Origin of the sequence: Streptomyces sp. NPDC046931 (assembly GCF_040644655.1) — a bacterium.
Lineage (GTDB): Bacteria > Actinomycetota > Actinomycetes > Streptomycetales > Streptomycetaceae > Streptomyces.
In genome coordinates, this window is sequence record NZ_JBEYWX010000002.1 from 304065 (window position 1) to 330422 (window position 26358).

21 protein-coding genes are annotated in these 26358 nt (G+C 70.1%); 12 read left to right on the top strand and 9 right to left on the bottom strand.

Annotation, left to right across the window (positions count from 1 at the left end):
- Window positions 1–320: 320 nt before the first annotated feature.
- From pdhA to ABZ876_RS05455, 3 genes are read left to right on the top strand one after another with little or no spacing between them, the layout of a single operon-like run.
- Window positions 321–1511, top strand: coding sequence for a pyruvate dehydrogenase (acetyl-transferring) E1 component subunit alpha (gene pdhA, locus ABZ876_RS05445; RefSeq protein ID WP_361774603.1), 1191 nt, complete (start codon window positions 321–323; stop codon window positions 1509–1511).
- A gap of 1 nt (window position 1512) precedes the next feature.
- Window positions 1513–2490, top strand: coding sequence for an alpha-ketoacid dehydrogenase subunit beta (locus ABZ876_RS05450; RefSeq protein WP_361774606.1), 978 nt, complete (start codon window positions 1513–1515; stop codon window positions 2488–2490).
- Window positions 2491–2500: 10 nt separating this feature from the next.
- Window positions 2501–3904: a dihydrolipoamide acetyltransferase family protein gene (locus tag ABZ876_RS05455; RefSeq protein ID WP_361774609.1), complete on the top strand. Its 1404-nt coding sequence runs from the start codon at window positions 2501–2503 to the stop codon at window positions 3902–3904.
- Window positions 3905–3980: 76 nt separating this feature from the next.
- On the opposite strand, the gene ABZ876_RS05460 is transcribed toward ABZ876_RS05455, so the two are convergent.
- Window positions 3981–4874, bottom strand: a complete 894-nt coding sequence (locus ABZ876_RS05460; protein ID WP_361774612.1) for a serine hydrolase — start codon at window positions 4872–4874, stop codon at window positions 3981–3983.
- Window positions 4875–5080: 206 nt separating this feature from the next.
- Here ABZ876_RS05460 and ABZ876_RS05465 point away from each other — a divergent pair, with 206 nt between their 5' ends.
- Window positions 5081–5764 (top strand): GntR family transcriptional regulator, encoded by a 684-nt coding sequence (locus ABZ876_RS05465; RefSeq protein WP_361774614.1) that lies wholly within the window; start codon window positions 5081–5083, stop codon window positions 5762–5764.
- The gene (locus tag ABZ876_RS05470) at window positions 5761–7077 is read left to right on the top strand and encodes an MFS transporter (RefSeq protein ID WP_361774617.1); all 1317 of its coding nucleotides are present in this window, start codon (window positions 5761–5763) and stop codon (window positions 7075–7077) included. Before ABZ876_RS05465 ends, ABZ876_RS05470 begins: the two co-directional genes overlap by 4 nt.
- Before the next feature lie 99 nt (window positions 7078–7176).
- Here ABZ876_RS05470 and ABZ876_RS05475 read toward each other — a convergent pair whose 3' ends face one another.
- Entirely contained in the window at window positions 7177–7995 is an 819-nt protein-coding gene (locus tag ABZ876_RS05475) for a carbon-nitrogen family hydrolase (protein WP_361774620.1), read from the bottom strand.
- A gap of 177 nt (window positions 7996–8172) precedes the next feature.
- On the opposite strand from ABZ876_RS05475, the gene ABZ876_RS05480 reads away from it, so the two are divergent.
- Window positions 8173–8997: a maleylpyruvate isomerase family mycothiol-dependent enzyme gene (locus tag ABZ876_RS05480; RefSeq protein WP_361774623.1), complete on the top strand. Its 825-nt coding sequence runs from the start codon at window positions 8173–8175 to the stop codon at window positions 8995–8997.
- Window positions 8998–9044: 47 nt separating this feature from the next.
- Here the strand turns inward: ABZ876_RS05480 and ABZ876_RS05485 are convergent, their stop codons facing one another.
- Window positions 9045–9539, bottom strand: coding sequence for an LURP-one-related family protein (locus ABZ876_RS05485; protein ID WP_361774626.1), 495 nt, complete (start codon window positions 9537–9539; stop codon window positions 9045–9047).
- A gap of 170 nt (window positions 9540–9709) precedes the next feature.
- Complete coding sequence (locus ABZ876_RS05490; RefSeq protein ID WP_361774629.1) at window positions 9710–9949, bottom strand: hypothetical protein; 240 nt, start codon at window positions 9947–9949, stop codon at window positions 9710–9712.
- A 143-nt stretch (window positions 9950–10092) separates the two neighbouring features.
- On the opposite strand from ABZ876_RS05490, the gene ABZ876_RS05495 reads away from it, so the two are divergent.
- Window positions 10093–11919, top strand: coding sequence for a thioredoxin-like domain-containing protein (locus ABZ876_RS05495; protein WP_361774632.1), 1827 nt, complete (start codon window positions 10093–10095; stop codon window positions 11917–11919).
- Between the two features lie 24 nt (window positions 11920–11943).
- Here ABZ876_RS05495 and ABZ876_RS05500 read toward each other — a convergent pair whose 3' ends face one another.
- From ABZ876_RS05500 to ABZ876_RS05510, 3 genes are all read right to left on the bottom strand, one after another.
- Window positions 11944–12186 (bottom strand): DUF6458 family protein, encoded by a 243-nt coding sequence (locus ABZ876_RS05500; RefSeq protein ID WP_361774635.1) that lies wholly within the window; start codon window positions 12184–12186, stop codon window positions 11944–11946.
- A gap of 138 nt (window positions 12187–12324) precedes the next feature.
- Window positions 12325–13623 (bottom strand): M18 family aminopeptidase, encoded by a 1299-nt coding sequence (locus ABZ876_RS05505; RefSeq protein ID WP_361774638.1) that lies wholly within the window; start codon window positions 13621–13623, stop codon window positions 12325–12327.
- 157 nt (window positions 13624–13780) lie between these two features.
- Window positions 13781–15607 (bottom strand): acyl-CoA dehydrogenase, encoded by a 1827-nt coding sequence (locus ABZ876_RS05510; RefSeq protein ID WP_361775573.1) that lies wholly within the window; start codon window positions 15605–15607, stop codon window positions 13781–13783.
- Window positions 15608–15750: 143 nt separating this feature from the next.
- Between ABZ876_RS05510 and ABZ876_RS05515 the strand changes: the two genes are divergently transcribed.
- The 5 genes from ABZ876_RS05515 to aspS all read left to right on the top strand — a co-directional run bounded on the left by ABZ876_RS05515 (window position 15751) and on the right by aspS (window position 22712).
- Window positions 15751–16242 (top strand): SseB family protein, encoded by a 492-nt coding sequence (locus ABZ876_RS05515; protein ID WP_361774641.1) that lies wholly within the window; start codon window positions 15751–15753, stop codon window positions 16240–16242.
- Between the two features lie 291 nt (window positions 16243–16533).
- Window positions 16534–18474, top strand: a complete 1941-nt coding sequence (locus ABZ876_RS05520; RefSeq protein ID WP_361774643.1) for an Ig-like domain repeat protein — start codon at window positions 16534–16536, stop codon at window positions 18472–18474.
- A gap of 130 nt (window positions 18475–18604) precedes the next feature.
- A complete protein-coding gene (locus ABZ876_RS05525; protein WP_361774646.1) occupies window positions 18605–19585 on the top strand; it encodes a pirin family protein in 981 nt (326 codons plus the stop codon).
- A gap of 95 nt (window positions 19586–19680) precedes the next feature.
- Window positions 19681–20769 (top strand): AI-2E family transporter, encoded by a 1089-nt coding sequence (locus ABZ876_RS05530; RefSeq protein ID WP_361774649.1) that lies wholly within the window; start codon window positions 19681–19683, stop codon window positions 20767–20769.
- Window positions 20770–20948: 179 nt separating this feature from the next.
- Entirely contained in the window at window positions 20949–22712 is a 1764-nt protein-coding gene (gene aspS / locus ABZ876_RS05535) for an aspartate--tRNA ligase (RefSeq protein WP_361774651.1), read from the top strand.
- A gap of 468 nt (window positions 22713–23180) precedes the next feature.
- On the opposite strand, the gene metG is transcribed toward aspS, so the two are convergent.
- Window positions 23181–24896: a methionine--tRNA ligase gene (metG, locus tag ABZ876_RS05540; RefSeq protein ID WP_361774654.1), complete on the bottom strand. Its 1716-nt coding sequence runs from the start codon at window positions 24894–24896 to the stop codon at window positions 23181–23183.
- 181 nt (window positions 24897–25077) lie between these two features.
- On the bottom strand, window positions 25078–26358 hold a 1281-nt coding region (locus tag ABZ876_RS05545; RefSeq protein ID WP_361774657.1), incomplete at its 5' end, for a VWA domain-containing protein.

Consider the following 26358-nt stretch of genomic DNA (forward strand, 5'->3'; position numbering starts at 1 on the left):
TCCAGGTGAGCGGGATAACGTGCCGTTGTTCCGGCCCCCTGCAAGGCTGTGACCAGCATCTGTGCCCGACTTACTCGATTTACTTGGAAATCCAAGCAAAATCCCAGGTCAGGAGGGGTTTCACAGAAATGTGGCGCACTGGGTAACGTGCCCTTTGCAGGGCGCTCGCCGGGGCACCTGTCACGTCTGTTTCGAACGAGTCGCACCCACCCCGTGCGCCCGTGCGCTGCAGGCGGAGCCGCTCCCAGCGGCCCCAAGCGGGCCGAGGGGACCCCCAGGCACCCGGCGAACCCGGGGGCCGGACCGACGGAGGAGCACACGTGACCGTGGAGAGCACTGCCGCGCGCAAGCCGCGACGCAGCGCCGGAAGCAAGGCCGGCGCCACCGGCACCAAGCGCACCACTCGCACCACGCCCAAGAAGGGCTCGGACGCGGATCTCGTCCAGCTGCTGACGCCGGAGGGCGAGCGGGTCGCGAACCCGGAGTACGACCGTTACGTCGAGGGCATCACGCCCGAGCAGCTGCGCGGCCTCTACCGGGACATGGTGCTGACCCGCCGCTTCGACGCGGAGGCCACCTCTCTTCAGCGCCAGGGTGAGCTGGGCCTGTGGGCCTCGCTGCTCGGCCAGGAGGCCGCCCAGATCGGTTCGGGACGGGCGCTGAACGACGAGGACTACGTCTTCCCGACCTACCGCGAGCACGGCGTCGCCTGGTGCCGTGGGGTCGACCCCACCAACCTGCTCGGCATGTTCCGCGGCGTGAACAACGGCGGCTGGGACCCGAACAGCAACAACTTCCACCTCTACACGATCGTCATCGGCTCGCAGACGCTGCACGCGACGGGCTACGCCATGGGCGTGGCGAAGGACGGTGCCGACTCGGCGGTGATCGCGTACTTCGGTGACGGCGCCTCCAGCCAGGGCGATGTCGCGGAGTCGTTCACGTTCGCGGCGGTCTACAACGCGCCGGTGGTCTTCTTCTGCCAGAACAACCAGTGGGCGATCTCCGAGCCGACCGAGAAGCAGACCCGTGTGCCGCTCTACCAGCGGGCGCAGGGCTTCGGCTTCCCGGGTGTGCGCGTGGACGGCAACGACGTCCTGGCCTGTCTCGCGGTCACGAAGTGGGCGCTGGAGCGGGCGCGCAACGGCGAGGGCCCGACCCTGGTCGAGGCGTTCACGTACCGCATGGGTGCGCACACGACCTCCGACGACCCGACCCGCTACCGCCACGACGACGAGCGGGTCGCCTGGGAGGCGAAGGACCCGATCGCCCGCCTGCGCGCCTACCTCCTCGCCTCGAACCACGCGGACGAGGGATTCTTCGCGGAACTCGAGGCGGAGAGCGAGACGTTGGGAAGGCGGGTGCGTGAAGCGGTCCGTGCCATGCCGGACCCGGACCACTTCGCCATCTTCGAGAACGTGTACGCGGACGGGCATGCGCTCGTCGACGAGGAGCGGGCCCGGTTCGCCGCCTACCAGGCGTCGTTCGCGGACGTTGAAGGGGGCAAGTGACGTGGCCGAGAAGATGGCGCTCGCCAAGGCGATCAACGAGTCGCTGCGCAAGGCCCTGGAATCGGACCCCAAGGTCCTGGTGATGGGTGAGGACGTCGGCAAGCTCGGCGGCGTCTTCCGTGTCACCGACGGCCTGCAGAAGGACTTCGGCGAGGACCGGGTCATCGACACCCCGCTGGCCGAGTCGGGCATCGTCGGCACCGCGATCGGTCTGGCGCTGCGCGGGTACCGGCCGGTGGTCGAGATCCAGTTCGACGGTTTCGTCTTCCCCGCCTACGACCAGATCGTCACGCAGCTGGCGAAGATGCACGCCCGTTCCCTGGGCAAGGTGAAGCTGCCGGTCGTCATCCGTATCCCCTACGGCGGCGGGATCGGCGCGGTCGAGCACCACAGCGAGTCGCCCGAGGCGCTGTTCGCGCATGTGGCCGGCCTGAAGATCGTCTCTCCGTCGAACTCGTCGGACGCGTACTGGATGATGCAGCAGGCGATCCAGAGCGACGACCCGGTGATCTTCTTCGAGCCGAAGCGGCGCTACTGGGACAAGTCCGAGGTCGACCCCGAGGCGATCCCCTACCCCCTGCACAAGGCGCGGGTGGTGCGCGAGGGCACGGATGTCACGCTGGCCGCCTACGGCCCGATGGTGAAGGTGTGCCAGGAGGCCGCCGTGGCCGCCCAGGAGGAGGGCCGGTCACTGGAGGTCCTGGACCTGCGCTCGGTCTCGCCGCTGGACTTCGACTCCGTGCAGGCGTCGGTGGAGAAGACCCGCCGCCTGGTGGTGGTGCACGAGGCACCGGTGTTCTTCGGCTCGGGGGCGGAGATCGCCGCCCGGATCACGGAGCGGTGCTTCTACCACCTGGAGGCACCCGTGCTGCGGGTCGGCGGCTATCACGCCCCGTACCCACCGGCGCGGCTGGAGGAGGAGTACCTGCCGGGCCTGGACCGGGTGCTGGACGCCGTCGACCGCGTCCTGGCGTACTGAGGAGAGGGTCGTGACGACGATGACTGACGCGTCCGTGCGCGAGTTCAAGATGCCCGACGTGGGCGAGGGCCTCACCGAGGCCGAGATCCTCAAGTGGTACGTCCAGCCCGGGGACACGGTCACCGACGGGCAGGTCGTGTGCGAGGTGGAGACCGCCAAGGCGGCCGTTGAACTGCCCATCCCGTACGACGGGGTGGTCCGGGAACTGCACTTCCCCGAGGGCACCACGGTGGACGTCGGCACCGCGATCATCGCGGTCGACGTGGCCGGGGGCGCTCCCGTCCAGGAGGCACCGGCGCCGGCCGAGCAGACCCCGGCACCGAAGCCCCCGGCCGAGGAGCCGAAGCAGGAGGGCCGCAAGCCCGTCCTCGTCGGCTACGGCGTCGCCGAGTCGTCCACCAGGCGCCGCCCCCGCAAGACGACCGCGGCGGCTGCCGGGGACGCCCCCCAGGCGGCCACGGCACTCCAGGGCGAGCTGAACGGGCACGGCGGCGGGAAGACCCGCCCGCTGGCGAAGCCCCCGGTGCGCAAGCTCGCCAAGGACCTCGGTGTCGATCTCGCCACGGTGACGCCCTCCGGTCCGGACGGGATCATCACCCGCGAGGACGTGCACGCCGCCGCGGCTCCCGCTCCGGCGGCGGCCGCTCCGGCGGTCCCCGCGCCGGCGGTGGAGCGTCCGGCCGTTCCGGCGCCCGTGGCGTCGTACGACACCGCGCGGGAGACCCGTATCCCCGTCAAGGGTGTGCGCAAGGCCACCGCGCAGGCGATGGTCGGCTCCGCGTTCACCGCGCCGCACGTCACGGAGTTCGTCACGGTCGACGTGACCCGGACGATGAAGCTGGTCGAGGAGCTGAAGCAGGACAAGGAGCTCCAGGGCCTGCGCGTCAACCCGCTCCTGCTCGTCGCCAAGGCGCTCCTGGTCGCGATCAGGCGGAGCCCCGACATCAACGCGTCCTGGGACGAGGCGAGCCAGGAGATCGTGCGCAAGCACTATGTGAACCTGGGCATCGCGGCGGCCACCCCGCGCGGTCTGATCGTGCCGAACATCAAGGACGCGCACGACAAGACGCTCCCGCAGCTGGCCGAGGCGCTCGGCGAGCTGGTGGCGACGGCCCGCGAGGGCAAGACGTCCCCGGCGGCGATGCAGGGCGGCACGGTCACCATCACGAACGTGGGGGTGTTCGGCGTCGACACGGGCACGCCGATCCTCAACCCGGGCGAGTCGGCGATCCTCGCGGTCGGCGCGATCAAGCTCCAGCCCTGGGTCCACAAGGGCAAGGTCAAGCCGCGTCAGGTGACGACCCTGGCCCTCAGCTTCGACCACCGTCTGGTGGACGGTGAGCTGGGCTCGAAGGTCCTCGCGGACGTGGCGGCCATCCTGGAGCAGCCGAAGCGGCTGATCACCTGGGCCTAGCGCCCAAGGCGCAGGAACGACGAAAGGGCCGGCCGCGGACGAGCGGCCGGCCCCTTTCGCCGTGATGACCGGGCGATCAGACGGCGAAGCCGTAGTTCAGCAGCTTCTTCGCGTCGGCCAGGCGGTTGTCGGCGGACGTCGACGCCAGGACCGTACCGATGATCGTCTTGGTGCCGCGGGTCGCCGCGAAGACCAGGCAGTACTTGGCCTCCGGGCCCGAGCCCGTCTTCACGCCGATGGCGCCGCTGTAGGTGCCGAGCAGCGGGTTGGTGTTGGTCCAGTTGTAGTAGCGGTAGCCGCCGCTCTTGGTGGTGACCTTCTGCTGCGTCGTCTTGGTCTTCACGACCGAGCGGAAGGTGGAGTTCTTCATCGCGTTGCTCGCGAGCTTCGTCAGGTCGCGCGGCGTCGAGTAGTTGTTGCCGTTGCCGATGCCGTCGAACGAGTCGAAGTGCGTCTTCGTCATGCCGAGGCTGCTGGCGGTGCTGTTCATCTTGCCGATGAACGACTTCACGCGCGCGTCGCGCGTGGAGCCGGTACCGAACTTGTCCGCGAGCGCGTAGGCCGCGTCACAGCCGGAGGGCAGCATCAGCCCGTACAGGAGCTGACGGACGGTGACATTGTCGCCGACGATCAGGTGTGCCTGGGAGGCGTTGTTCCGGACGACGTAGTCGCTGTAGGCCTTCTGGATCGTGACCTTCGCGTCCAGGTTCAGGTTCGACTGGGAGAGCACCACCTTCGCGGTCATGATCTTGGTGGTGGAGCCGGTGGACAGCGGCGTGTCGGCGGCCTTGGTGAACAGGCTCGTGCCGGTGCCGTTGTTCATCACGAACCCGCCCTTGGCGGTGATCGTGGGCTTCGTGACGGCCTGCGCGGGTGCCGCGGTGAGGGCGCCGGTGGCGAGCACGGCTGCGGTGGTGACGACTGTCGCGGCTGCTCTGCGGACGCGCGCGCCCTTAATGCCGGTAATCAAGTTGAACGCTCCGATTGCGTCTCTGATGCACTTTCTGCATCCAAATGCCCCTGGAGGACGGCCAGATGGTACTGCCGCCCCCTCGTGAGACTCGTAACTAGCACAGAAGGATGTGCGGTTGCCGGGATGGACGGGGAAGAAGACTTTCCCGGTCCACATCATGGACGCCCATCGGCTTGCGTACGTGTTGTATCTATGATGTGCGCATGCCTTCAGCGCCGTCCGCCGCCCCCGCCCAGGAGAATCCGACCGCCAAGCAGCCACCCGCCGCCGACCGCGTGTACGCACACGTCAAACGGGGTGTTCTGGAGCGCCGTTACGAGGGCGGGACGCTGCTCACCGAGGGAGAGCTGGCCGAGGAGGTGGGGGTCTCCCGGACCCCGGTGCGCGAGGCGCTGCTCCGGCTGGAGGTCGAGGGACTGATCAGGCTCTACCCGAAGAAGGGGGCGCTGGTCCTGCCCGTGTCCGCGCAGGAGATCGCGGACGTGGTGGAGACGCGTCAGCTCGTCGAGGAGCACGCGGCCCGCAAGGCCGTGCCCGCCCCGCCCGGGCTGATCCACCGCCTCGAGGAACTCCTCGCACGCCAGAAGGAGCAGGCCGCCGCCGGGGATCTGGCCGGGGCGGCGCTCACCGACCGCACCTTCCACGCCGAGATCGTGCGCAGTGGCGGCAACGAGATCCTCTCCCGCCTGTACGACCAACTCCGCGACCGCCAGCTGCGCATGGGGGTGGCGGTCATGCACTCGCACCCCGACCGGATCGCCAAGACGCTCACCGAGCACGAGGAGATCCTCGAGGCTCTGCGGTCCGGCGACGCCGGGGCGGCCGTCGACATCGTCCACCGGCATGTCAGCTGGTTCTCCCACCTGGCGCGGGGTGAGGTGCGATGACGTCCCGTTCCCTGAACTCCCACCCGGTCTCCCTGCCCGGAGACCCGCCGGGCGGCCGGCGCGCCATAGCGGTGTGGACCATAGGTGTCTCGGTCTACTTCGTCGCCGTCATCTTCCGCACGTCCCTGGGCGTGGCCGGACTCGACGCCGCGGACCGCTTCCATGTGAACGCGTCCGCCCTGTCCACCTTCTCGATCCTCCAGCTCCTCGTGTACGCCGGCATGCAGATACCCGTCGGCCTGCTGGTGGACCGGCTCGGCACCAAGAGGGTGCTGGCCATGGGCGTCGTCCTCTTCACGGCCGGCCAGGTGGGCTTTGCGTTCTCCCCGTCGTACGACATGGCGCTCGCCTCGCGTGCGCTGCTCGGCTGCGGTGACGCGATGACGTTCATCAGCGTGCTGCGCCTCGGCACCCGCTGGTTCCCGGCCCGCCGCGGCCCGCTGGTCGCGCAGCTCGCCGGTCTGGTGGGCATGGCGGGCAACCTGGTCTCGACGCTGGTGCTGGCCCGGCTGCTGCACGGGGTCGGCTGGACGGCCGCTTTCGGCGGCAGTGCGCTCGCCGGGGTCGTCGTCCTCGTGCTGCTCCTCCTCTTCCTGAAGGACCACCCCGAGGGGTACGAGCCGGAACCGTCCCCGCACCACGGGTCCACGTACGTGCGACGGCAGATCGCGGCGTCCTGGCGCGAGCCCGGCACCCGCCTCGGTCTGTGGGTGCACTTCACGACGCAGTTCCCGGCGATGGTGTTCCTGCTGCTGTGGGGCCTGCCGTTCCTGGTGCAGGCGCAGGGGCTGTCCCGGGCGACGGCCGGGGAGCTGCTCACGCTCGTGGTGCTGTCGAACATGGTCGTCGGCCTGGTGTACGGGCAGATCGTGGCCCGGCACCATGCGGCACGGCTTCCCCTGGCGCTCGGGACGGTCGGGGCGACGTCGGTGGCGTGGGCGGCCACGCTCCTCTACCCGGGCGTGCACGCGCCGATGTGGCTGCTGGTCGTGCTGTGCACGGTGCTCGGAGCCTGCGGCCCTGCTTCGATGATCGGCTTCGACTTCGCGCGACCGGCGAACCCGCCGGAGCGTCAGGGCACCGCCTCCGGTATCACCAACATGGGCGGTTTCATCGCCTCCATGACGACGCTGCTGGCGATCGGCTTGCTGCTGGACGCGACGGGCGACGACTACGCGGTGGCGTTCTCCGTGGTGTTCGTCCTCCAGGCGCTGGGGCTGAGCCAGATCCTGCGGCTGCGCAGGCAGGCGGCGCGCAGGGAGCGGGAGCGGCTGGTGGCCAGCCGCGTGGAGACGGTGCACGTACCGGCGTAGGGCCGGCCGGTACGGCCGCGGGACCGGGACTGTGGATGACTGGGACCGGGGAGGGCTGGGACCGGGGAGGGCTGGGACCGCGGAGGTGCGGGCGAGCCGTCAGTGCCGCGGGGGCTCCAGGCCCAGCACCCGGTCCTTCAGCGCCGGGAACTGGTCCCGTGTGGCAGCGACCTTCCCCGGGTCGAACTCCACCGTGAGGATCTCCTCGCCGGCGCCGGCCTCCGCGAGGACCTCGCCCCAAGGATCCACCACGATCGAGTGACCCGCCTGTGGAACTCCCGCATGCGTCCCGGCCGTTCCACAGGCAAGGACGTACGCCTGGTTCTCGACCGCCCGGGCCTGGGCCAGCAGCGTCCAGTGGGGCCGACGGCGCTCCGGCCAGCCCGCGGGGATCACGAGCGTCTCGGCCCCCGCGGTCACGAGCGAGCGGAAAAGCTCGGGGAAACGGAGGTCGTAGCAGGTGGCCACGCCGACGGTCGTCTCCGGCAGACGCACCGTCACCGGTTCGGTTCCCGCGCCCATGAGCACGGCCTCGCCCTTGTCGAAGCCGAAGCGGTGGATCTTGCGGTAGGAGGCGGCCAGTTCACCGGAGGGGGAGAAGATGAGAGACGTGTTGTAGAGGGGACCCTCGCCCGCGGCGGAGCCGCTGTCGGGCGCGGCGCGTTCGGGGATGGAGCCGGCATGCAGCCACACGCCCGAGTCGCTCGCCGCCTTCGCCATCGCCTCGTACGTGGGCCCGTCGAGCGGTTCGGCCTCGGCTGCGAACCTGTCGTAGGCGAACGCGCCGGTGGTCCACAGCTCGGGCAGCACCACGAGGTCGACTCCGGCTTGATCTCGTACCAGGGAAGCGGCTCGTCGGCGGCGTGACTCGACCGATTCGTCCTCATTTACCCGGATCTGGATCAGGGAGGCGCGCACACTACCACCGTCCTGGCATTCGAGCCTTGTCTTCCGGCCTACGATCGTCACACGAAAGCACTGCCGGGGTGCCTCACAGCAGCGTAACTTAACGTTCCGAGACACCCGCCGACAGTCGTCTCCCGTCGACACCGCTGTCAACCGCCCGCGCACCGACCGCCCGAGGGGTCCCGTTCCGTGAGTCTGCATCCCACCCTCCAGCCCTACGCCGACGCCTGGACCCATTCCATCGAAGCGATATCCGAGCTGGTGCAGCCGCTCGTGGAAGGGGAGTGGAACCGGCGCACGCCCTGCCCCGGGTGGTCGGTGCGTGATGTGGTCTCCCACGTCATCGGCATGGACTGCGAGATGCTCGGCGACCCCCGCCCCATCCACACGCTCCCGCGCGACCTCTTCCACGTCACCAACGAGCACCAGCGCTACATGGAGATGCAGGTCGACGTCCGCCGTCATCACACGGCGCCGGAGATGACGTCCGAGCTGGAGTACACGATCATCCGCCGCAACCGCCAGCTGCGGAACGAGTCGCGGGATCCGGGCACCAAGGTGCGGGGTCCGCTCGGGAGCGAGCAGACCCTCGAGGAGGCCATGCGGTACCGCGCGTTCGACGTGTGGGTGCACGAGCAGGACCTGCGGGCGACCCTGGGCCGCCCGGGGAACCTGGACTCGCCGGGTGCCCACATCACCAGGGACGAGCTGCTGGCCGCACTGCCGAAGGTGGTGGCCGAGGGCGCGGGGGCGCCGCCCGGTGCCGCGGTCGTCTTCGACGTCCACGGCCCCGTCGAGTTCCTGCGCACGGTCCGGGTGGACGCGGAGGGGCGCGGCTCGATAGACGGCACGCCCTCGCTGGGCCCGGCGGTGTCGCTCACGCTGGACTGGGAGACGTACGTCCGTCTCGCCTGCGGCCGCGTCACCGCGGACGTCGTGGCGGACCGCATCAAGGCGGAGGGCGACCCGGAGCTGACGGCGGCGATCCTGCTGGCGTTCGCGGTCACCAAGTAGCGGACCGGGTGCAGCGGACCGGGTCCGGGCGGCGCGGGGCGGGCGGCTCAGTCCTCCTCCCGCTCCTTGTCCGCCAGGTGGATCACGCACACGGCCACCGCGATCAGCAGCGCCGGATCCGCGTCCTCGCGCACGATGTCGACGCCGTATGTCTCGCGGAGGGTCAGCCAGCGGCGGGAGATCTGCGCCAGCAGCTCCTCCTCGTACTCGATGGCGAACTCGCGGTCGAGGATCTTGCCGCTGACGTCGAGTTCCGTGCCGTCCGCCAGCGAGACGCGGTAGTGGTTGCGCAGCAGGGACAGGCGCTTGCGCCGGATTCTGGCCAGCGGTTCGCCGTCGCGCTCGATGACCATCGTGTCGCGCAGGGCGAACATCTTCTGGTGGATGTCGATCAGGACGCGCCCCTGCGGGTCCTTCAGCTCGAACGTGTCCCGCAGCCGCAACGCCTTGCCATCGACCAGGAACACCTTGTTTCCGTGCTGGTCCTCGATCCAGTAGTCGTCACCGATGCCGAGGAGCCGGTCGCGTACGAGGAATCTCATACGGTCAGGGCTTCCCCCGTGGCCGTTCCGAAACGCCGCCGGTAGGCCGACGGGCTGAGTCCGGTCGGCACGGACCGGGCACGGACCGGGCACGGGCCGGACGCGGACGAGTCCCCCGCCGTCGGCGGAGGACTCGCACACGGATCGCGCGCGGGATGCGGGTGGCCGGGCTACCGGTAGCCGTCCCGCGTGTCCCGTCTGTCGCGTAGGTCCTCGTCGTCCTCGTCCCACGACGAACGGCGCTCGTCGCGCTCCCGCCGCAGGCCGGAGCCCTCCACATCGTCCGCCGGGCCCTGCCCGCTCATGTCGGGGTCGTGCCGGTCCCGGTCGCGCCTGTCCTCGCCGATGATCTCCCCGTGCTCGCGCTCACGGTCCCGGCGGCGGATCTGGTCGTCGATGTCACGTGGCATGGAACTGCTCCCTTGCAATGGCCCCCCTGTCTGGGTCGAGCATCTCTCCGTGACGGCGGGTGCGCATCCCGTACGCGTACGCATCGTCACCGGGTTGTCCACAGGCTTCCCTGGCCGCCGAGCTCGGGTGGCACTCTTGAGCCATGAACGACTCCACACCGCGTCGCATCCGTGTCCGCGCCCCCGAGCTGATCGGCAAGGGCGGCTGGCTGAACACGGGCGGAGAGCAATACACCCTCGCCGACCTGCGAGGACGTATCGTCATCCTCGACTTCTGGACGTTTTGCTGCATCAACTGTCTGCACGTCCTGGACGAGCTGCGCGAGCTGGAGGAGAAGCACCGCGACACCGTGGTGATCATCGGCGTGCACTCTCCGAAGTTCGTCCATGAGGCGGAACACCAGGCGGTGGTGGACGCCGTCGAGCGGTACGGGGTGGAGCACCCCGTCCTCGACGACCCGGAGCTCGCCACCTGGAAGCAGTACGCCGTGCGCGCCTGGCCGACGCTCGTGGTCATCGACCCCGAGGGGTACGTGGTCGCCCAGCACGCGGGTGAAGGTCATGCCCACGCGATGGCGCGGCTCGTCGAGGAACTGGAAGACGAGCACGAGGCGAAGGGCACCCTGCGCCGCGGCGACGGTCCCTACGTGGCGCCGGAGCCGGAGCCGACCACCCTGCGCTTCCCGGGCAAGGCGCTCCTGCTGCCGTCCGGCACCTTCCTGGTCAGTGACACCACCCGGCACCAGCTGGTGGAGCTGGCGGCGGACGGCGAGACGGTGGTGCGGCGCATCGGTTCGGGTCTGCGGGGCTTCTCGGACGGTCCGGCCGAGGCGGCGAGCTTCAGCGAGCCTCAGGGCCTGGCGCTGCTGGACGACGGCGCGGTGGCCGTCGCCGACACCGTGAACCACGCGCTGCGCCGCCTGGACCTGGCGACCGGGTCGGTCACCACGCTCGCGGGCACCGGCAAGCAGTGGTGGCAGGGTTCGCCCACGTCCGGTCCCGCCCGGGAGGTGGACCTCTCCTCGCCGTGGGACGTCGCGGTCTTCGGCGGCCGGGTGTGGATAGCCATGGCGGGCGTGCATCAGCTGTGGGCCTACGACCCCGAGGCGGACACGGTCGCGGTGGCGGCGGGCACCACCAACGAGGGTCTGGTGGACGGGCCGGGAGCCCAGGCATGGTTCGCACAGCCGTCGGGTCTGGCGGTGTCCGCCGACGGGGAGCGGCTGTGGCTCGCGGACTCCGAGACGAGCGCCCTGCGCTGGGTGGACCGGGACGGCGCGGTGCACACGGCGGTCGGCACGGGGCTCTTCGACTTCGGCCACCGGGACGGCACGGCCGAACAGGCTCTGCTCCAGCATCCCTTGGGTGTGACCGCGCTGCCGGACGGCTCCGTGGCGGTCAGCGACACCTACAACCACGCGCTGCGGCGCTACGACCCGGCGACGGACGAGGTGACGACGCTCGCGACGGACCTGCGGGAGCCGTCGGACGCGGTGCTCGCGGGCGAGGACATCGTGGTGGTGGAGTCCGCCCGTCACCGGCTGACCCGGCTGCGGCTGCCGGAGGAGGCGGTGCAGGTCGCGTCGGTCGCCCACCGCACCCAGCGCGCGGCGACCGAAGTGGCGCCCGGCAGGCTCCGGTTGGAGGTCGTGTTCCAGGCCCCGGCCGGGCAGAAGCTGGACACGCGCTACGGCCCCTCGACCCGTCTGCTGGTCTCCACGACCCCGCCCGAGCTGCTGCTCGAGGGCGACGGGGCCCACACGGATCTGGCGCGCGAGCTGGAGCTGAACCCGTCCATATCCGAGGGGGTGCTGCACGTCTCGGCGATGGCGGCGTCCTGCGACGACGATCCGGCGAACGAGTATCCGGCGTGCCACGTCCACCAGCAGGACTGGGGAGTCCCGGTCCGTGTCACGGAGGGCGGTGTGACCCGGCTTCCGCTGGTGCTGGCGGGCATGGACGTGGAGTAGGCGGCGGGGCGGCCGAGTGCGGGGTCAGACCCCGTACCCGCCGTAGCCGTCGCCGGGACGGTGCCGTTCCTCCTCGACAACGGGGGTGGGCGGCACCATGACCCGCCTCCGACGGTAGATGCTGCTGAACGTGGCGACCCCGATCAGCCCGACGACCATGAAGATGACGCCGACCAGATGAAGGTTGACGCCCTGCATGTGCCAGTCGGTCGCGAACGCGAGGATGGCCCCCACGGCGATCAGGATGATGCATCCACCCAGGCCCATGAGTTCTGCCCTCCCTGTGGGCCGGTCCTTCCGGCCCAGAACCCGGGTACCCGGGAGGGCGGTGGGCATGCCGGGACGATCGCACGGACGCGCGAGTGACGGGCCTGGAGGAGCGGGCCGCCGCCGCGGCGGCGCGCGTCAGCCCTCCAGGAACGCCACCAGCGCGTTCGCCAGCAGATGCGGGTCGTCCGCGGCGCACAGTTCGCGGGCGCTGTGCATCGAGAGGATCGCCGCGCCGATGTCGACCGTCTTGATGCCGTGGCGGGCCGCCGTGATGGGGCCGATGGTCGTGCCGCAGGGCATCGCGTTGTTCGAGACGAAGGTCTGGAACGGGACGTTCGCCTTCTCGCAGGCGGCCGCGAAGATCGCACGTCCGGAACCGTCCGTGGCGTAGCGGTTGTTGACGTTCACCTTGAGGATGGGGCCGCCACCCGCCCGCGGGTGGTGGGTCGGGTCGTGACGCTCCGGGTAGTTGGGGTGGACGGCGTGCCCGGTGTCGGAGGACAGGCAGACCGAGCCGGCGAAGGCCCGAGCCCGGTCCTCGTAGGAACCGCCCCGGGCGAACACCGAGCGCTCCAGCACGGATCCGAGCAGTGGGCCGTCGGCGCCGGTGTCGGACTGGGAGCCGTTCTCCTCGTGGTCGAAGGCCGCGAGCACCGGGATGAACGAGAGGGCGGTGCCGGTGCCGGCGACGGCCGCGAGCGCCGCGGTGGCCGCGTGCACGGACAGCAGGTTGTCCATCCGCGGGCCCGCCACCAGCTCCTTGTCCCGGCCGAGATAGGCCGGCGGCTCGACGGAGTGGGTCATCAGGTCCCAGCCCGTCACCTGGCCCGGGGCCAGGCCCAGCTCCTGCTCCAGAAACGCGATGAGATCGCCGTCCCGGACGTCCTCGCCCAGGCCCCAGATGGGCTGGAGGTGACGCTGCTTGTCCAGCTTCAGCCCCTCCGTGGAGACCGAGCGGTCCAGGTGCACGGCCAGCTGGGGCACGCGCAGCAGCGGTCTGTCGATGTTGACGAGGCGGGTGGAGCCGTCGCGCAGGGAGAGCCGGCCGGACAGGCCGAGGTCGCGGTCCAGCCAGGAGTTGAGCAGCGGGCCGCCGTAGATCTCGACCGCGATCTGCCGCCAGCCGTGGGCGCCGCTGTCCGGCCGCGGCTTCACCCGCAGGTTCGGGGAGTCGGTGTGTGCGCCCACGATCCGGAACGGCGTGTGGGGATCGGCGCCCTCGGGGACGTACCAGGCGACGATCGCGCCCCCGCGGAGCACGTACTTGCCGCCGCTCGTCCCGTCCCACGCATCCGTCTCCGCGACCTGCCGGAAGCCGGCCTTCTCCAGCCGTTCGGCGGACTGAGCCACGGCGTGGTACGGCGAGGGACCGGCCGCCAGGAAGGACATGAGGTCGTCGGTGTGGCCGCGGTCGAAGCGAGGGCTTGTGCTCATGGGTTCACCTTAACGACGGGCGAGGGCCCGCTCCCGGTGATGGGAGCGGGCCCTCGTAAGGAGGATGTGGAGGTTGGAGCACGCCGGCCGGGCCGACCAGGGCGGACAGGGCCCGGCCGGGGCGCCGCGTGCGGCGGCGTCCCGTGCCCGGCGCGTCCTAGAACGCGGCCTCGTCCAGCTCCATGAGGTCCAGGTCGACGCCCTCGGCCACCTTGCGGGCCAGGGTCACGCCCGGCAGGACGTTGGCCGCGAAGAACTTCGCCGCCGCGATCTTGCCGGTGTAGAACGCCTTGTCCTTGGCGGAGGCCGTCTGGAGCTTCTCGGCGGCGATCGCGGCACCCTTCAGCAGCAGGTAGCCGACGATCACATCACCGGACGCAAGCAGCAGGCGGGTGGTGTTCAGCCCCACCTTGTAGATGTTCTTGACGTCCTGCTCGGTGGCCGCGAGGTCGGCGAGCATCAGGCCGACGATGGCCTCCAGTTCGACGGCCGCCTTGGCGAGGTGCTCGCGCGCGGTGGCCAGCTCCTCGCCGCCGGTGCCGATGGCCAGGAACTTCTTGATGTCCTCGGCGAGCGAGTTCAGCGCGGCGCCCTGGTTGCGGACGATCTTCCGGAAGAAGTAGTCCTGGCCCTGGATAGCGGTGGTGCCCTCGTAGAGGGTGTCGATCTTGGCGTCGCGGATGTACTGCTCGATCGGGTACTCCTGCAGGAAGCCGGAGCCGCCGAAGGTCTGGAGCGACTGGGCGAGCTGCTCGTAGCCCTTCTCGGAGCCGTAGCCCTTGACGATCGGCAGAAGCAGGTCGTTGAGGGCGTGCTCGGTGGCGGCGTCCTCGCCGTTCGCCTCCTTGACCGCGATCGCGTCCTGGACGGAGGCGGTGTAGAGCACCAGTGCCCGCATGCCCTCGGCGTACGCCTTCTGCGTCATCAGCGAGCGGCGCACGTCGGGGTGGTGGGTGATGGTGACCTTGGGCGCGGCCTTGTCCATGAAGTTGGCCAGGTCCGGGCCCTGGACGCGCTCCTTGGCGTACTCCAGGGCGTTCAGGTAGCCGGTGGACAGCGTGGAGATCGCCTTCGTGCCGACCATCATGCGGGCGAACTCGATGATGCGGAACATCTGGCGGATGCCGTCGTGCTTGTCGCCGATCAGCCAGCCCTTGGCGGGGTGGCGGTCACCGAAGGTCATCTCGCAGGTGTTGGAGGCCTTCAGGCCCATCTTGTGCTCGACGTTGGTGGCGTAGACGCCGTTGCGCTCGCCCAGCTCGCCGGTCTCGAAGTCGAAGAGGTACTTCGGGACGAGGAAGAGGGACAGGCCCTTGGTGCCGGGGCCGGCGCCCTCGGGACGGGCGAGTACGTAGTGGAGGATGTTCTCCTCCATGTCGTGCTCACCGGAGGTGATGAAGCGCTTCACGCCCTCGATGTGCCAGGAGCCGTCCTCCTGCTGGACCGCCTTGGTGCGGCCGGCGCCGACGTCCGAGCCGGCGTCCGGCTCGGTCAGCACCATCGTGGAGCCCCAGGTCCGGTCGACGGCTATCTGCGCGATCTTCTTCTGGACCTCGTTGCCCTCGTCGTAGAGGATGCCGGCGAACGCCGGGCCGGAGGAGTACATCCACACGGCCGGGTTCGAGCCGAGGATCAGCTCCGCGTACGCCCAGATCAGGGACGGGGGAGCCGTCGTGCCGCCGATTCCCTCGGGCAGGCCGAGGCGCCAGTACTCGGAGTCCATGAAGGCCTTGTAGCTCTTCTTGAAGGACTCGGGGATCGGGGCGGTGTTCGTTTCGGGGTCGAAGACCGGCGGGTTGCGGTCGGCGTCCGCGAAGGACTCCGCCAGCTCGTTCTCCGCGAGGCGGGTCAGCTCCTCGAGGACGCTCTTGGCGGTGTCCGTGTCCATCTCCGCGAACGGGCCGGTGCCGTACAGCTTGTCGCGGCCGAGCACCTCGAAGAGGTTGAACTCGATGTCGCGGAGATTCGACTTGTAGTGCCCCATGGCGACGGCTCCGTAGAGAGATCGGCGAGGCACTGTCTCCTCGCATCTGGTTCGAGTACTGACGAGTAGCACCGATGATGCTACCCGTCGGTAATAAGAATCAACCCCTCACGATCCATATGTGGCCCACTACTCTTTGGGGCATGTACGGCTACCAGAACGCGGGTGCGCAGCAGCAGTACGCCTCGGCGCAGCAGCAGATGCCCGGGCAGCAGATGCCGGGCGGGCAGATGCCCGGCGGATACGGCCAGCAGCCTCCGCTGTATCCCGAGCCGTCGCCGCCCTCGCTCGCGGACGCGGTCCGCGCGTTCACCACCGGGTCGATGTCCGCCGAGGACTTCCAGCAGATCTTCGCCACGTCCAAGGTCTACTGCCCGCGCGGTGACAACCCCGGGTTCCTGGCGCTGCACAACACCCAGCAGCCGGTGATCCCCATGTTCACCTCGCTGAAGGAGCTGCGGCGATACGCGGGCAAGGAGTCGAAGTACTTCGTGATCACCGGCGCCGAGGTGATCGATCTGCTGCCGACGGGGTACGGGTTCGTCCTCGACATGGAGGGGGAGCACCGGATGGTGTTCGACGCGAAGGCGGTCGAGCAGATGGTGGAGTTCGCGATGCGGCGCATGTATGGGTAGTCACCCTTGCCTCGCGGACGGCTGGACGCCCCGTGCCTCGCGGACGGCTGAGCGCTCTTGCCCCGCTGGCAGCTGAACGCCACTGCCCCGCTGACGGCTGACCAGGCCGGGCCGAGGGGCCCGTTGCCCCGGTGAATCCGCCCGTCGTTTGTCACAGCCATGCCATAGAGTTGCCCCCGGCAGCCGCGCCCCGCACGTCACCGCCCTCATGCGGTCGCGTCCGGGTGTCGCGCGGCGCTCTCATCTCCCCGGCGAACCCGGGATCTCTTGTGGGGGTTCATCACTGTGCGCATGCGCAGCACTTCGGCCGCGACGGCGCTCGCGGTCCTCTTCGGCTCGGTCACGCTGAGCGTGGCCGCGGCGGGCTCCGCCTCGGCCGAGCCGGCCGTTCTCGCCCAGCCCGTCGGCCTCGTCGCCGACGGTGCCCTCCAGCGTGTCTTCGTCGCCGACCAGGACAACGGACGGATCCTGGCCACCGACTACAAGGGCACCCTGGTCGACATGAACGTCGGCTTCGGCCGCCCCAGCGACCTCGCGCTCTCCGACGACGGCCTCACCCTGTACGCGTCCCTGCCCACCAGCCACGAGATCGTGGCCCTGGACGCGGCCACCCTGGAGGTCAAGACCCGCTACGACCTCGGCGCCGGTACCGACCCGCGCGAGGTCGCCTTCGCGGGCGGACGGCTCTGGTTCTCGTACCGGATCACGGGTGACGACGGCTTCCACGGCAACCTGGGCTCCATCGACCCCGCCGCCACCGACGCGGCCGCCGCGGTGACCCTCGGACAGCTCCCGGACACGGTCGCCCCGTACTACAACGCGGCGGCCCTCGACGCCGACCCGTCCGTGCCCGGTCTGCTGTCCTTCGCCGACAGCGGCGACAGCCCGGGCGCGCTGAACGTGCTCGACGTCTCGGGGGCCACCCCGACGCTGGTCGCCAAGAGCGAGGGCGGGCAGTACTTCGGCGACATCGACCTCGTACCCGGCACCTCCCAGGTGCTGTGGAACGGCTCCCGGAAGCTCTCGTACGCCGACGGGGCCTTCAAGGAGGCCGGGGAACTCACGGAGACGGGCTGGTCCGGCGACGTCTCGCCGAGCGGTCTGATCGCCCAGGCCTACGACCGTCATGTGTCCGTCTACAAGCCGGGCGCCACCACTCCGGTGCGCCGCTTCGACACGGGGACGTCCTCCGGCATCGGCGAGGTGGCGTGGGCCCCCGACTCCTCGCGGCTGTTCGCCCTGGCCGGTACGGGCAGCACCTTCACCCTGAAGGCGTACACCGGCCCGGCGCTCAGCGTGCCGGCCCTCACGGTCGACGCGCCCGCCTCCGCGACCCGCGCCAAGCGGCTCACGGTCAAGGGCAGGATCACTGCGAACGTGCCGCTCCCGGCGGGCGTGAAGCTCGCGGTCACCCGTGTCGACCTGGACAGCCCCGGCGGCAAGGCGCTCCCGGCCGTCACGGCGAAGGCGGACGGCACCTACTCCTTCACGGACACCCCGCCGGCCGGCGGCAGGGTCACGTACAAGGTCGGCTACGCGGGCGACGCCGAGCACACGCCGGCCGGCGCCTCCGACAAGGTCGAGGTCTCCCGCGCCACCACGACGCTGACCCTGAACAACAACGGCAAGCTGTACAACTACGGCGCCGACGTAAAGTTCACCGCGCACCTCGGCACGACGTACAAGAACCGCAAGGTCGAGATCTACGCGGACCCCTTCGGTTCGGACAGGCCGAAGAAGCTGGTGAAGTCCGGCACCGTCAACAGCAGCGGCAACCTGTCCGTGACCCTGGACATGACCCGCGACACGGCCGTGACCGCGGTTTTCGCGGGTGACTCCCGGTACAGGCCGGGGACGGCGAAGGTCACGGCGTACGCCAGGGTCAGGGTCTCCACGGCCGTCTCCAGGCACTACAAGACGGCCAGAATCGGCTCGACGTCGTACTACTGGTTCCACAAGAACACCGACCCGCTGCTCACCACGGCCATGACGTACTACCCGGGTCGCCGGCAGCGCTTCGACCTCCAGGTCTACTACCAGGGACGGTGGTACCCGGCCGACTCCCAGTACTTCGCGGTCGGCGCGAACGGCAGGTCGGCCGTGCGTCTGGAGGCGCCCGGCGAGTCCGGGATCAGGGCGCGGACGCGGTCGGTGTACGTCAACGGATCGTCCGGTGACAGCGTGAACTCCACGACCTATGGGGCCTGGAAGTACCTGTACTTCAGCAACTGAAGCGGCCCAAGCTGCTGACGCACTCACGCGGCGATGGAAGCCCGGAGGGAATGCCCTCCGGGCTTTCCGCGTTCGGGGGTGGCAGAAAGTTCAATGGTCAACTAAAGTGGAAGCACAAGGAGGTCCCGACATGCCTGCAGTGACCGTAGAAAACCCGCTGACCCTGCCCCGTGTGGTCGCGTCGGCCGACGCGGTGTCCCGTCCCGTGCTCGGTGTCACGACCGCGCCCAGCGGCTTCGAGGGCGAGGGCTTCCCGGTCCGCCGGGCGTTCGCCGGGATCCACTACCGCCACCTCGACCCGTTCATCATGATGGATCAGATGGGCGAGGTGGAGTACGCGCCGGGCGAGCCCAAGGGCACCCCCTGGCACCCCCACCGTGGCTTCGAGACCGTCACCTACATCATCGACGGGACCTTCGACCACCAGGACTCCAACGGTGGTGGCGGCACCATCACCAACGGCGACACCCAGTGGATGACCGCGGGCTCGGGTCTGCTGCACATCGAGGCCCCGCCGGAGTCGCTCGTCGTGTCCGGCGGCCTGTTCCACGGCATCCAGCTCTGGGTCAACCTCCCCGCCAGGGACAAGATGATGGCCCCGCGCTACCAGGACATCCGCGGCGGTCAGGTCCAGCTGCTGACCACCCCCGACGGCGGCGCGCTGATCCGCGTCATCGCCGGCGAGCTGGACGGCCACCGGGGCCCCGGCATCACGCACACGCCGATCACCCTGATCCACGCCACCGTGGCACCGGGCGCCGAGGTCACCCTGCCCTGGCGCGAGGACTTCAACGGCCTCGCGTACGTCCTGGCCGGCCGCGGCAGCGTCGGTACGGAGCGCCGCCCGATCCACCTCGGCCAGACCGCCGTGTTCGGCGCGGGATCCTCGATCACCGTCCGCGCGGACGAGAAGCAGGACTCCCACACGCCCGACCTGGAGGTCATCCTGCTGGGCGGACAGCCGATCCGTGAGCCCATGGCGCACTACGGCCCGTTCGTGATGAACACCCGCGAGGAGCTGCAGCAGGCCTTCGAGGACTTCCAGAAGGGGCGCCTCGGCACCGTCCCGGCGGTGCACGGGATGAGCGAGAGCGGTCCGCGGGAGGCCTGACCAGCGGCTACACACCGCTGCCCGGCCTGATACCGCGTCACCCGGGCGGGCTGTCCACACAGGACAGCCCGCCCTTCGCGTGATCGGCTGGGAGGATGCAGCTCCTTCCCGAGCCCGTACGCCGGCTCGCCGCCTGGTGTGCCGCCGTCCTGCTGGTCGCCGGAGTCGTCTGGATCGTGATCCGGCTGTGCGGGCAGTTCCGTACGGCCGTCGTGCCCGTGCTGCTCGCGCTGCTCGGCACCGCGCTCCTCGGGCCGCTGCACCGGTGGCTCGTGCGGGCCGGTGTCCACCGGTCGCTCGCGGCCGGGATCACCTGCGTCGCCGTCGTGACCGTGGTCGGCGGGGCCGGGTACATCGTCGTCACCGCACTCGTCGACACCGGCGAGCAGATCCTGTCCTCGCTGAAGCGGGCCGCGAAGTCTGTCACGCCGTACTTCGGGGCGGCCGGCACCTCACTGGACAACCTGGCCACCAGCTCCAAGGGGCTGCTCTCCAAGTTCGGTGGCACCGCCGCCTCCAATGTGATCAGCGGGGTCAGCGTCGTCGCCGAGTACATCGCCATGGCCGTACTGGCGCTGCTGCTCGTCTTCTTCTTCCTGCGCGACTCCCACCGAGTGGCGGCCCAGCTGCGCTCGCTCGCCCCGCGCGGCACCGCCGACACCGTCGAGGCCGTGGCGCGGCGCGCCTTCGCGGCCGTCGAGGGATTCATGCGCGGCACCACCGTCATCGCGCTCATCGACGCGACGCTGACCACCGTGGGGCTGCTGGTCCTCGGCGTTCCGGGGGCTATCGGGCTGGGCGCGCTCGTCTTCGTCGGCGCCTACATCCCCTACCTCGGTGCCTTCCTCTCGGGCGCGGTCGCGGTCCTGGTCGCCCTCGCGGACCGCGGGCTGGTCATCGCGCTCTGGGCGCTCGGTGTCGTCGTCGCCGTGCAGGTGCTGGACGGGCATGTGCTGCAACCGGTGGTGCAGAGCCGGACCGTGCGGATGCACCCGGCCGCGGTGCTGCTCGCGCTCACCGCGGGGGCGTCGGTCGCCGGGATCCTCGGGATGCTGCTGGCGGTGCCGCTGACCGCGGCGGCGTTCGGTGTCGGCCACGAGCTGCGGGCGCGGTACGGACCGGGGGACGAACCGGGACCGGCCCCCCCGGGACCGGGCGCGCGCGGGGAACAGCCGGGCGCGTGAAGGACTCCGCCGAAGGTGGAAGGGCCCTCACGGCCGTCTTCGCGGAGCGTCGCCGATAAGTAGGGGGAGGCGATGTCGGGGCGGCCGGTACCCTTGGTAGGTCCGGGCCGTGGCCGCCCGGAGGCGCCGGGGCGAGCGACCCCGGGAACACCCGACCCGCGAAGACTGGATGAACGACGATGCATCGGTACAGGTCCCACACCTGCGGCGAGCTCCGCGCCTCTGACGTCGGCAGCGACGTCCGGCTGAGTGGCTGGCTGCACAATCGGCGCGACCTGGGCGGCATCCTCTTCATCGATCTGCGCGACCACTACGGCATCACGCAGCTTGTCGCCCGTCCCGGCACGCCCGCGTACGAGGCGCTCGACAAGCTCTCCAAGGAGACGGTCGTCCGTGTCGACGGCAAGGTCGTCTCCCGCGGCACGGAGAACGTGAACCCGGACCTGCCGACCGGCGAGATCGAGATCGAGGTCGGCGATGTCGAGGTGCTGGGCGCCGCGGCTCCGCTCCCCTTCACGATCAACACCGAGGACGGGGTGAACGAGGAGCGGCGCCTGGAGTACCGCTTCCTGGACCTGCGCCGCGAGCGCATGCACCGCAACATCCTGCTGCGTACGTCGGTGATCTCGGCCATCCGCCACAAGATGGCGGCGATGGGTTTCAACGAGATGGCGACCCCGATCCTCAGCGCCACCTCCCCCGAGGGCGCCCGCGACTTCGTCGTCCCCTCCCGTCTGCACCCGGGCAGGTTCTACGCGCTGCCGCAGGCGCCGCAGCAGTTCAAGCAGCTGCTGATGATCTCCGGCTTCGACCGCTACTTCCAGATCGCGCCCTGCTTCCGTGACGAGGACGCCCGCGCGGACCGCTCGCCGGGCGAGTTCTACCAGCTCGACGTCGAGATGAGCTTCGTCGAGCAGGAGGACGTCTTCCAGCCGATCGAGAAGCTCATGACCGAGATCTTCGAGGAGTTCGGCGGAGGCCGTCACGTCACCTCGCCCTTCCCGCGGATCCCGTTCCGCGAGGCCATGCTCAAGTACGGATCCGACAAGCCGGACCTGCGCGCCAAGCTGGAGCTCGTCGACATCACCGATGTCTTCGAGGGCTCGGAGTTCAAGGCCTTCGCGGGCAGGCACGTGCGCGCACTGCCGGTGCCGGCCGTGCAGGACCAGCCCCGGAAGTTCTTCGACCAGCTCGGTGAGTACGCCGTCTCACTGGGTGCCAAGGGCCTGGCCTGGGTGCGCGTCGCCGAGGACGGCTCGCTGACCGGCCCGATCGCGAAGTTCCTGACCGAGGAGAACGTCGCGGAGCTCACGAAGCGGCTCCAGCTGGCCGCCGGGCACGCCGTCTTCTTCGGCGCCGGCGAGTTCGACGAGGTCTCGAAGGTCATGGGCGCGGTGCGGGTGGAGGCCGCCAAGCGGGCCGGCCACTTCGAGGAGGGCGTCTTCCGCTTCTGCTGGGTCGTCGACTTCCCGATGTACGAGAAGGACGAGGAGACCGGCAAGATCGACTTCTCGCACAACCCGTTCTCGATGCCGCAGGGCGGCCTGGAGGCGCTTCAGACCCAGGACCCGCTGGACATCCTGGGCTGGCAGTACGACATCGTCTGCAACGGTGTCGAGCTGTCCTCGGGCGCCATCCGGAACCATGAGCCGGAGATCATGCTCAAGGCCTTCGAGATCGCGGGATACGACCGCGAGACCGTCGAGGAGCAGTTCGCCGGCATGCTCCGCGCCTTCCGCTTCGGCGCCCCGCCGCACGGCGGTATCGCGCCGGGTGTCGACCGCATCGTGATGCTGCTGGCCGACGAGCCGAACATCCGCGAGACCATCGCGTTCCCGCTCAACGGCAACGCGCAGGACCTGATGATGGGCGCGCCGACGGAGCTGCCGGAGGAGCGGCTGAGGGAGCTGCACCTGTCGGTGCGGAAGCCGCAGCCGAAGTAGGAGCGGAGCCGGGCGGTGCGGTGAGCGCCGCGGTTCGGGTGGCTCGGAACCGATGGCCGGTTCCGGGCCACTTTCGTGTGGGACCTTCCCGCATGACGACGCGTATCACCCTGAGGGGGTACGGGCTGGTGCTCTATGCGCCGGACGGCAGCGGACAAGGGGTGAGCGAAGGCCCCGGTGACACACCGGCGGAGCGTCTGGCGTACCTCGCGGACCGGATGCGGGACCGGGCGGTCGAGGCTCCGTGGTCCGAGGGCGCCCCGGCGGTCTGGCCGCGCTGCCCGGTGCACCCGGACACGCATCCGCCGACCGCGACGGTGGTAGGGGGCGAGGCGGTCTGGACCTGCCCGAGGAGCGGGGAGACCGTCGGGCCCGTCGGAGGGCTCGAGGACCTGTGGCGGCGCGGAGCCCGGGAAGCGGACGCTTCCCGGGCCTCTGCCCTGTGCGGGCGGTGCGCCTTGCGGCGAGCTACTCCGACTCGCCGCCGAAGCGCTCCTTGTACGCGGTCAGGTCCTCGTCCGTCAGCTTCGCGAACAGCACCGGGGGAACCGTGAACGGCGTGCCGGGCCGGACCGTGGTGAGGGACTTCGCCTCCTCGTGCGTCACCCACGTGGCCGTGTCGTCCTTCAGGTCGAAGGCCGCGCGCATGGCCGCCGAGGATGTCGGGATGAACGGCTCCGAGACCACCGCGTAAAGGTGGATCAGGTTCATCGCCGTGCGCAGGGTGAGGGCCGCGCCCTCCTTGTTGGTCTTGATCTCCAGCCAGGGGGCCTTCTCCTCCAGGTAGGAGTTGCCGGCCGACCACAGGGCGCGCAGCGAGGCCGCCGCCTTGCGGAACTGGATGGCCTCCATGTGCTCCTCGTACTCCGCGAGGCGGCGCCCGATCTCCTCACCGAGCCGCGCCTCGGCCTCGCCCGGCTCGCCGCCCTCCGGCACCGCGTCGCCGAAGCGCTTGCGGGAGAAGGACAGCACCCGGTTGACGAAGTTGCCCAGGGTGTCCGCGAGGTCCTTGTTCACCGTGGCCGTGAAGTGCTCCCAGGTGAAGGACGTGTCGTCCGACTCCGGCGCGTTCGCCATCATGAAGTAACGCCAGTAGTCGGCGGGCAGGATCTCCAGCGCGTCGTGCGTGAAGACGCCGCGCTTCTGCGAGGTGGAGAACTTGCCGCCGTAGTAGTTGAGCCAGTTGAAGGCCTTGATGACGTCGACCTTCTTCCACGGCGCGCGGGTGCCCAGCAGGGTCGCCGGGAACATCACGCTGTGGAAGGGCACGTTGTCCTTGCCCATGAACTGGGTGTAGCGGACATCGGCCTCGGACTCCCACCACCATGAACGCCAGTCCCGGTTCTGCGGGTCCTGGTCCGCCCACTCCTTCGTCGCGCCGATGTACTCGATCGGGGCGTCGAACCAGACGTAGAAGACCTTGCCCTCGGCGGCCAGTTCGGGCCAGGTGTCGGCCGGGACGGGGACGCCCCAGTCCAGGTCACGGGTGATGGCACGGTCGTGCAGGCCCTCGGTGAGCCACTTGCGGGCGATCGAGGAGGCGAGCACCGGCCAGGTGTCGGCGCGCTCGTCGACCCATGCCTCGACCTCCCCGGCCAGCGCGGACTGGAGGAGGAAGAGGTGCTTGGTCTCGCGGACCTCGAGGTCGCTGCTGCCGCTGATCGCCGAGCGCGGATCGATCAGGTCCGTGGGGTCGAGGACGCGGGTGCAGTTCTCGCACTGGTCGCCGCGGGCCTTGTCGTAGCCGCAGTGCGGGCAGGTGCCGATGATGTACCGGTCGGGCAGGAAGCGGCCGTCGGCGTTCGAGTACACCTGGCGGATGGCCCGCTCCTCGATGAACCCGTTCGCCTTGAGCTCGCGGGCGATCTCCTGCGTGATCTCGCGGTTCTGCGGGGACGAGCTGCGGCCGAAGTAGTCGAACGCCAGTTTGAAGCCGTCGTACACCGCCTTCTGGGCGTCATGCGCCTGGGCGCAGAACTCGTCGACCGGCAGGCCCAGCTCCTTGGCCGCCAGCTCGGCGGGGGTGCCGTGCTCGTCGGTCGCGCAGATGAAGAGCACGTCGTGGCCGCGCTGGCGCAGATAGCGGGAGTACACGTCCGCCGGGAGCATGGACCCCACCATGTTGCCCAGGTGCTTGATCCCGTTGATGTACGGAAGGGCGCTGGTGATGAGGTGTCGAGCCATCGCGGGCTGCTCCCAAGTCGCTACGTGGGGTGATGATCGTCGGTTTCCGGACCGTCTTTCATCGTCTACGAACCTTGAAATCGTAGCCGACACGGGCACGCCGCCCGCCTCTCGTTCTACGGGGTGAGAAGCGGGCGGCGTCGGTCGCCGCGGTCGCCGTGCGGCCGGGCCGGGCGGAGGTTTACGGGCGCCAGTTCGCCAGTACGCCCTCGTAGACCTCCGTGTCCGTGAGCTCGCGGGGAGTCTCGCCGGCCAGGAAGTGGGCCGTGTTGTCCGTCTTCAGCTTGCGGAGGTAGTCGAAAGCCTTGTTCTCCGGGTCGCCGAACGCGATGAAGGAGAAGAAGAGGGCGGGGTGGCTCTTCGTGGCGTCCGCGAGGGACTGGGTGGCGGGGGTCTTCGCGTCCGGGGCGCCGTCCGTCTGGAAGACCACCAGGGCGGGGAGGGCGGGGTCCGCGGACTTGTCGTGGTGGCTCGTGACCGCCTCCACCGCCGCGTGGTAGCTCGTACGGCCCATGCGGCCGAGGCCCGCGTGGAGATCGTCGATCTTGTTCTCGTACTCCGCGAGGGTCAGCTCTCCCGTGCCGTCCAGCTCGGTGGAGAAGAAGACCACGTGCACCGTGGCCTCGGGGTCGAGGTGGGCGGCGAGGGCGAGGACCTGCTCGCCGAGCGCCTGCGCGGAGCCGTCCTTGTAGTACGGGCGCATGGAGGCGGAGCGGTCCAGCACGAGGTAGACCTTGGCCCGGGTGCCGGTGAGGCCGTGCTTGTCGAGGGCGGTGGCGGCGGCCTTGTAGGCGGTGACGAGACCGGGGGCGCGGGACCTCACGCGAGCGAGGCTCAGAGCTGGCTTCGCATCGGCTGCGCCGTCGGCGTCCACCGGGGCCTCGGCCGCGCCGTCGGCGGCGGCGACCGGCTCGGGGGCGGCAGCCACCGGCTCCGGCTCCTTCGCGGCCTCGGGCTCGGGGCTCGGTTCGGGGGCCGTCTCGGCGACGGGTTCGGGGGTGGTCTCGGCGACCGCTTCCGGCTTGGGCTCGGGTTCCACCGCGGGCTCGGGGTCCGTGGCCGTCGGCTCAGCCTGCTCAGCCTCCGACGTGACCTCGGCGGGCGCCTCGGCCTCGGGCTCAGCAGCCTCCGGTTCCGGGGTGACCTCCGGTTCCACTTCCACGGCCGGCTCGGGCTCTGCGGCAGCCTCCGGCTCCGTGGTCCCGGTGGTCTCGGTCGTCGCGGTGGTCACCTCGGCGGCGGCTTCGCCTTCGGGCTTCGCGCCCTGGGGCCTCTCCTCCGCCGTCGGCTCGGCCTCCGGCGCGTGCTCGGTCGTGGTCTCCGGCTGGGGCTTCTCTTCCGCCTCCGGCTTGGTTTCGGTCGTGGCCTGCGCCGCCGGCTGGGGCTTCTCCTCCGCGACGGGCTCGGGCTCGGGCTCGGGCTCGGGCTCGGTCGTAGTCTCGGGCTCGGGGTCCTGCTCCGC

Excerpts from the sequence above, each read along its gene's own strand:
- ABZ876_RS05525 (WP_361774646.1), top strand. The coding sequence starts at position 18,605 with ATGCCTGCAGTGACCGTAGAAAACCCGCTGACCCTGCCCCGTGTGGTC.
- ABZ876_RS05515 (WP_361774641.1), top strand. The coding sequence starts at position 15,751 with ATGTACGGCTACCAGAACGCGGGTGCGCAGCAGCAGTACGCCTCGGCG.
- ABZ876_RS05485 (WP_361774626.1), bottom strand. The coding sequence starts at position 9,539 with ATGAGATTCCTCGTACGCGACCGGCTCCTCGGCATCGGTGACGACTAC.
- ABZ876_RS05510 (WP_361775573.1), bottom strand. The coding sequence starts at position 15,607 with ATGGGGCACTACAAGTCGAATCTCCGCGACATCGAGTTCAACCTCTTC.
- ABZ876_RS05465 (WP_361774614.1), top strand. The coding sequence starts at position 5,081 with ATGCCTTCAGCGCCGTCCGCCGCCCCCGCCCAGGAGAATCCGACCGCC.
- metG (WP_361774654.1), bottom strand. The coding sequence starts at position 24,896 with ATGGCTCGACACCTCATCACCAGCGCCCTTCCGTACATCAACGGGATC.
- ABZ876_RS05505 (WP_361774638.1), bottom strand. The coding sequence starts at position 13,623 with ATGAGCACAAGCCCTCGCTTCGACCGCGGCCACACCGACGACCTCATG.
- ABZ876_RS05495 (WP_361774632.1), top strand. The coding sequence starts at position 10,093 with ATGAACGACTCCACACCGCGTCGCATCCGTGTCCGCGCCCCCGAGCTG.
- ABZ876_RS05530 (WP_361774649.1), top strand. The coding sequence starts at position 19,681 with ATGCAGCTCCTTCCCGAGCCCGTACGCCGGCTCGCCGCCTGGTGTGCC.
- aspS (WP_361774651.1), top strand. The coding sequence starts at position 20,949 with ATGCATCGGTACAGGTCCCACACCTGCGGCGAGCTCCGCGCCTCTGAC.
- ABZ876_RS05500 (WP_361774635.1), bottom strand. The coding sequence starts at position 12,186 with ATGGGCCTGGGTGGATGCATCATCCTGATCGCCGTGGGGGCCATCCTC.
- ABZ876_RS05520 (WP_361774643.1), top strand. The coding sequence starts at position 16,534 with ATGCGCAGCACTTCGGCCGCGACGGCGCTCGCGGTCCTCTTCGGCTCG.
- ABZ876_RS05470 (WP_361774617.1), top strand. The coding sequence starts at position 5,761 with ATGACGTCCCGTTCCCTGAACTCCCACCCGGTCTCCCTGCCCGGAGAC.
- ABZ876_RS05490 (WP_361774629.1), bottom strand. The coding sequence starts at position 9,949 with ATGCCACGTGACATCGACGACCAGATCCGCCGCCGGGACCGTGAGCGC.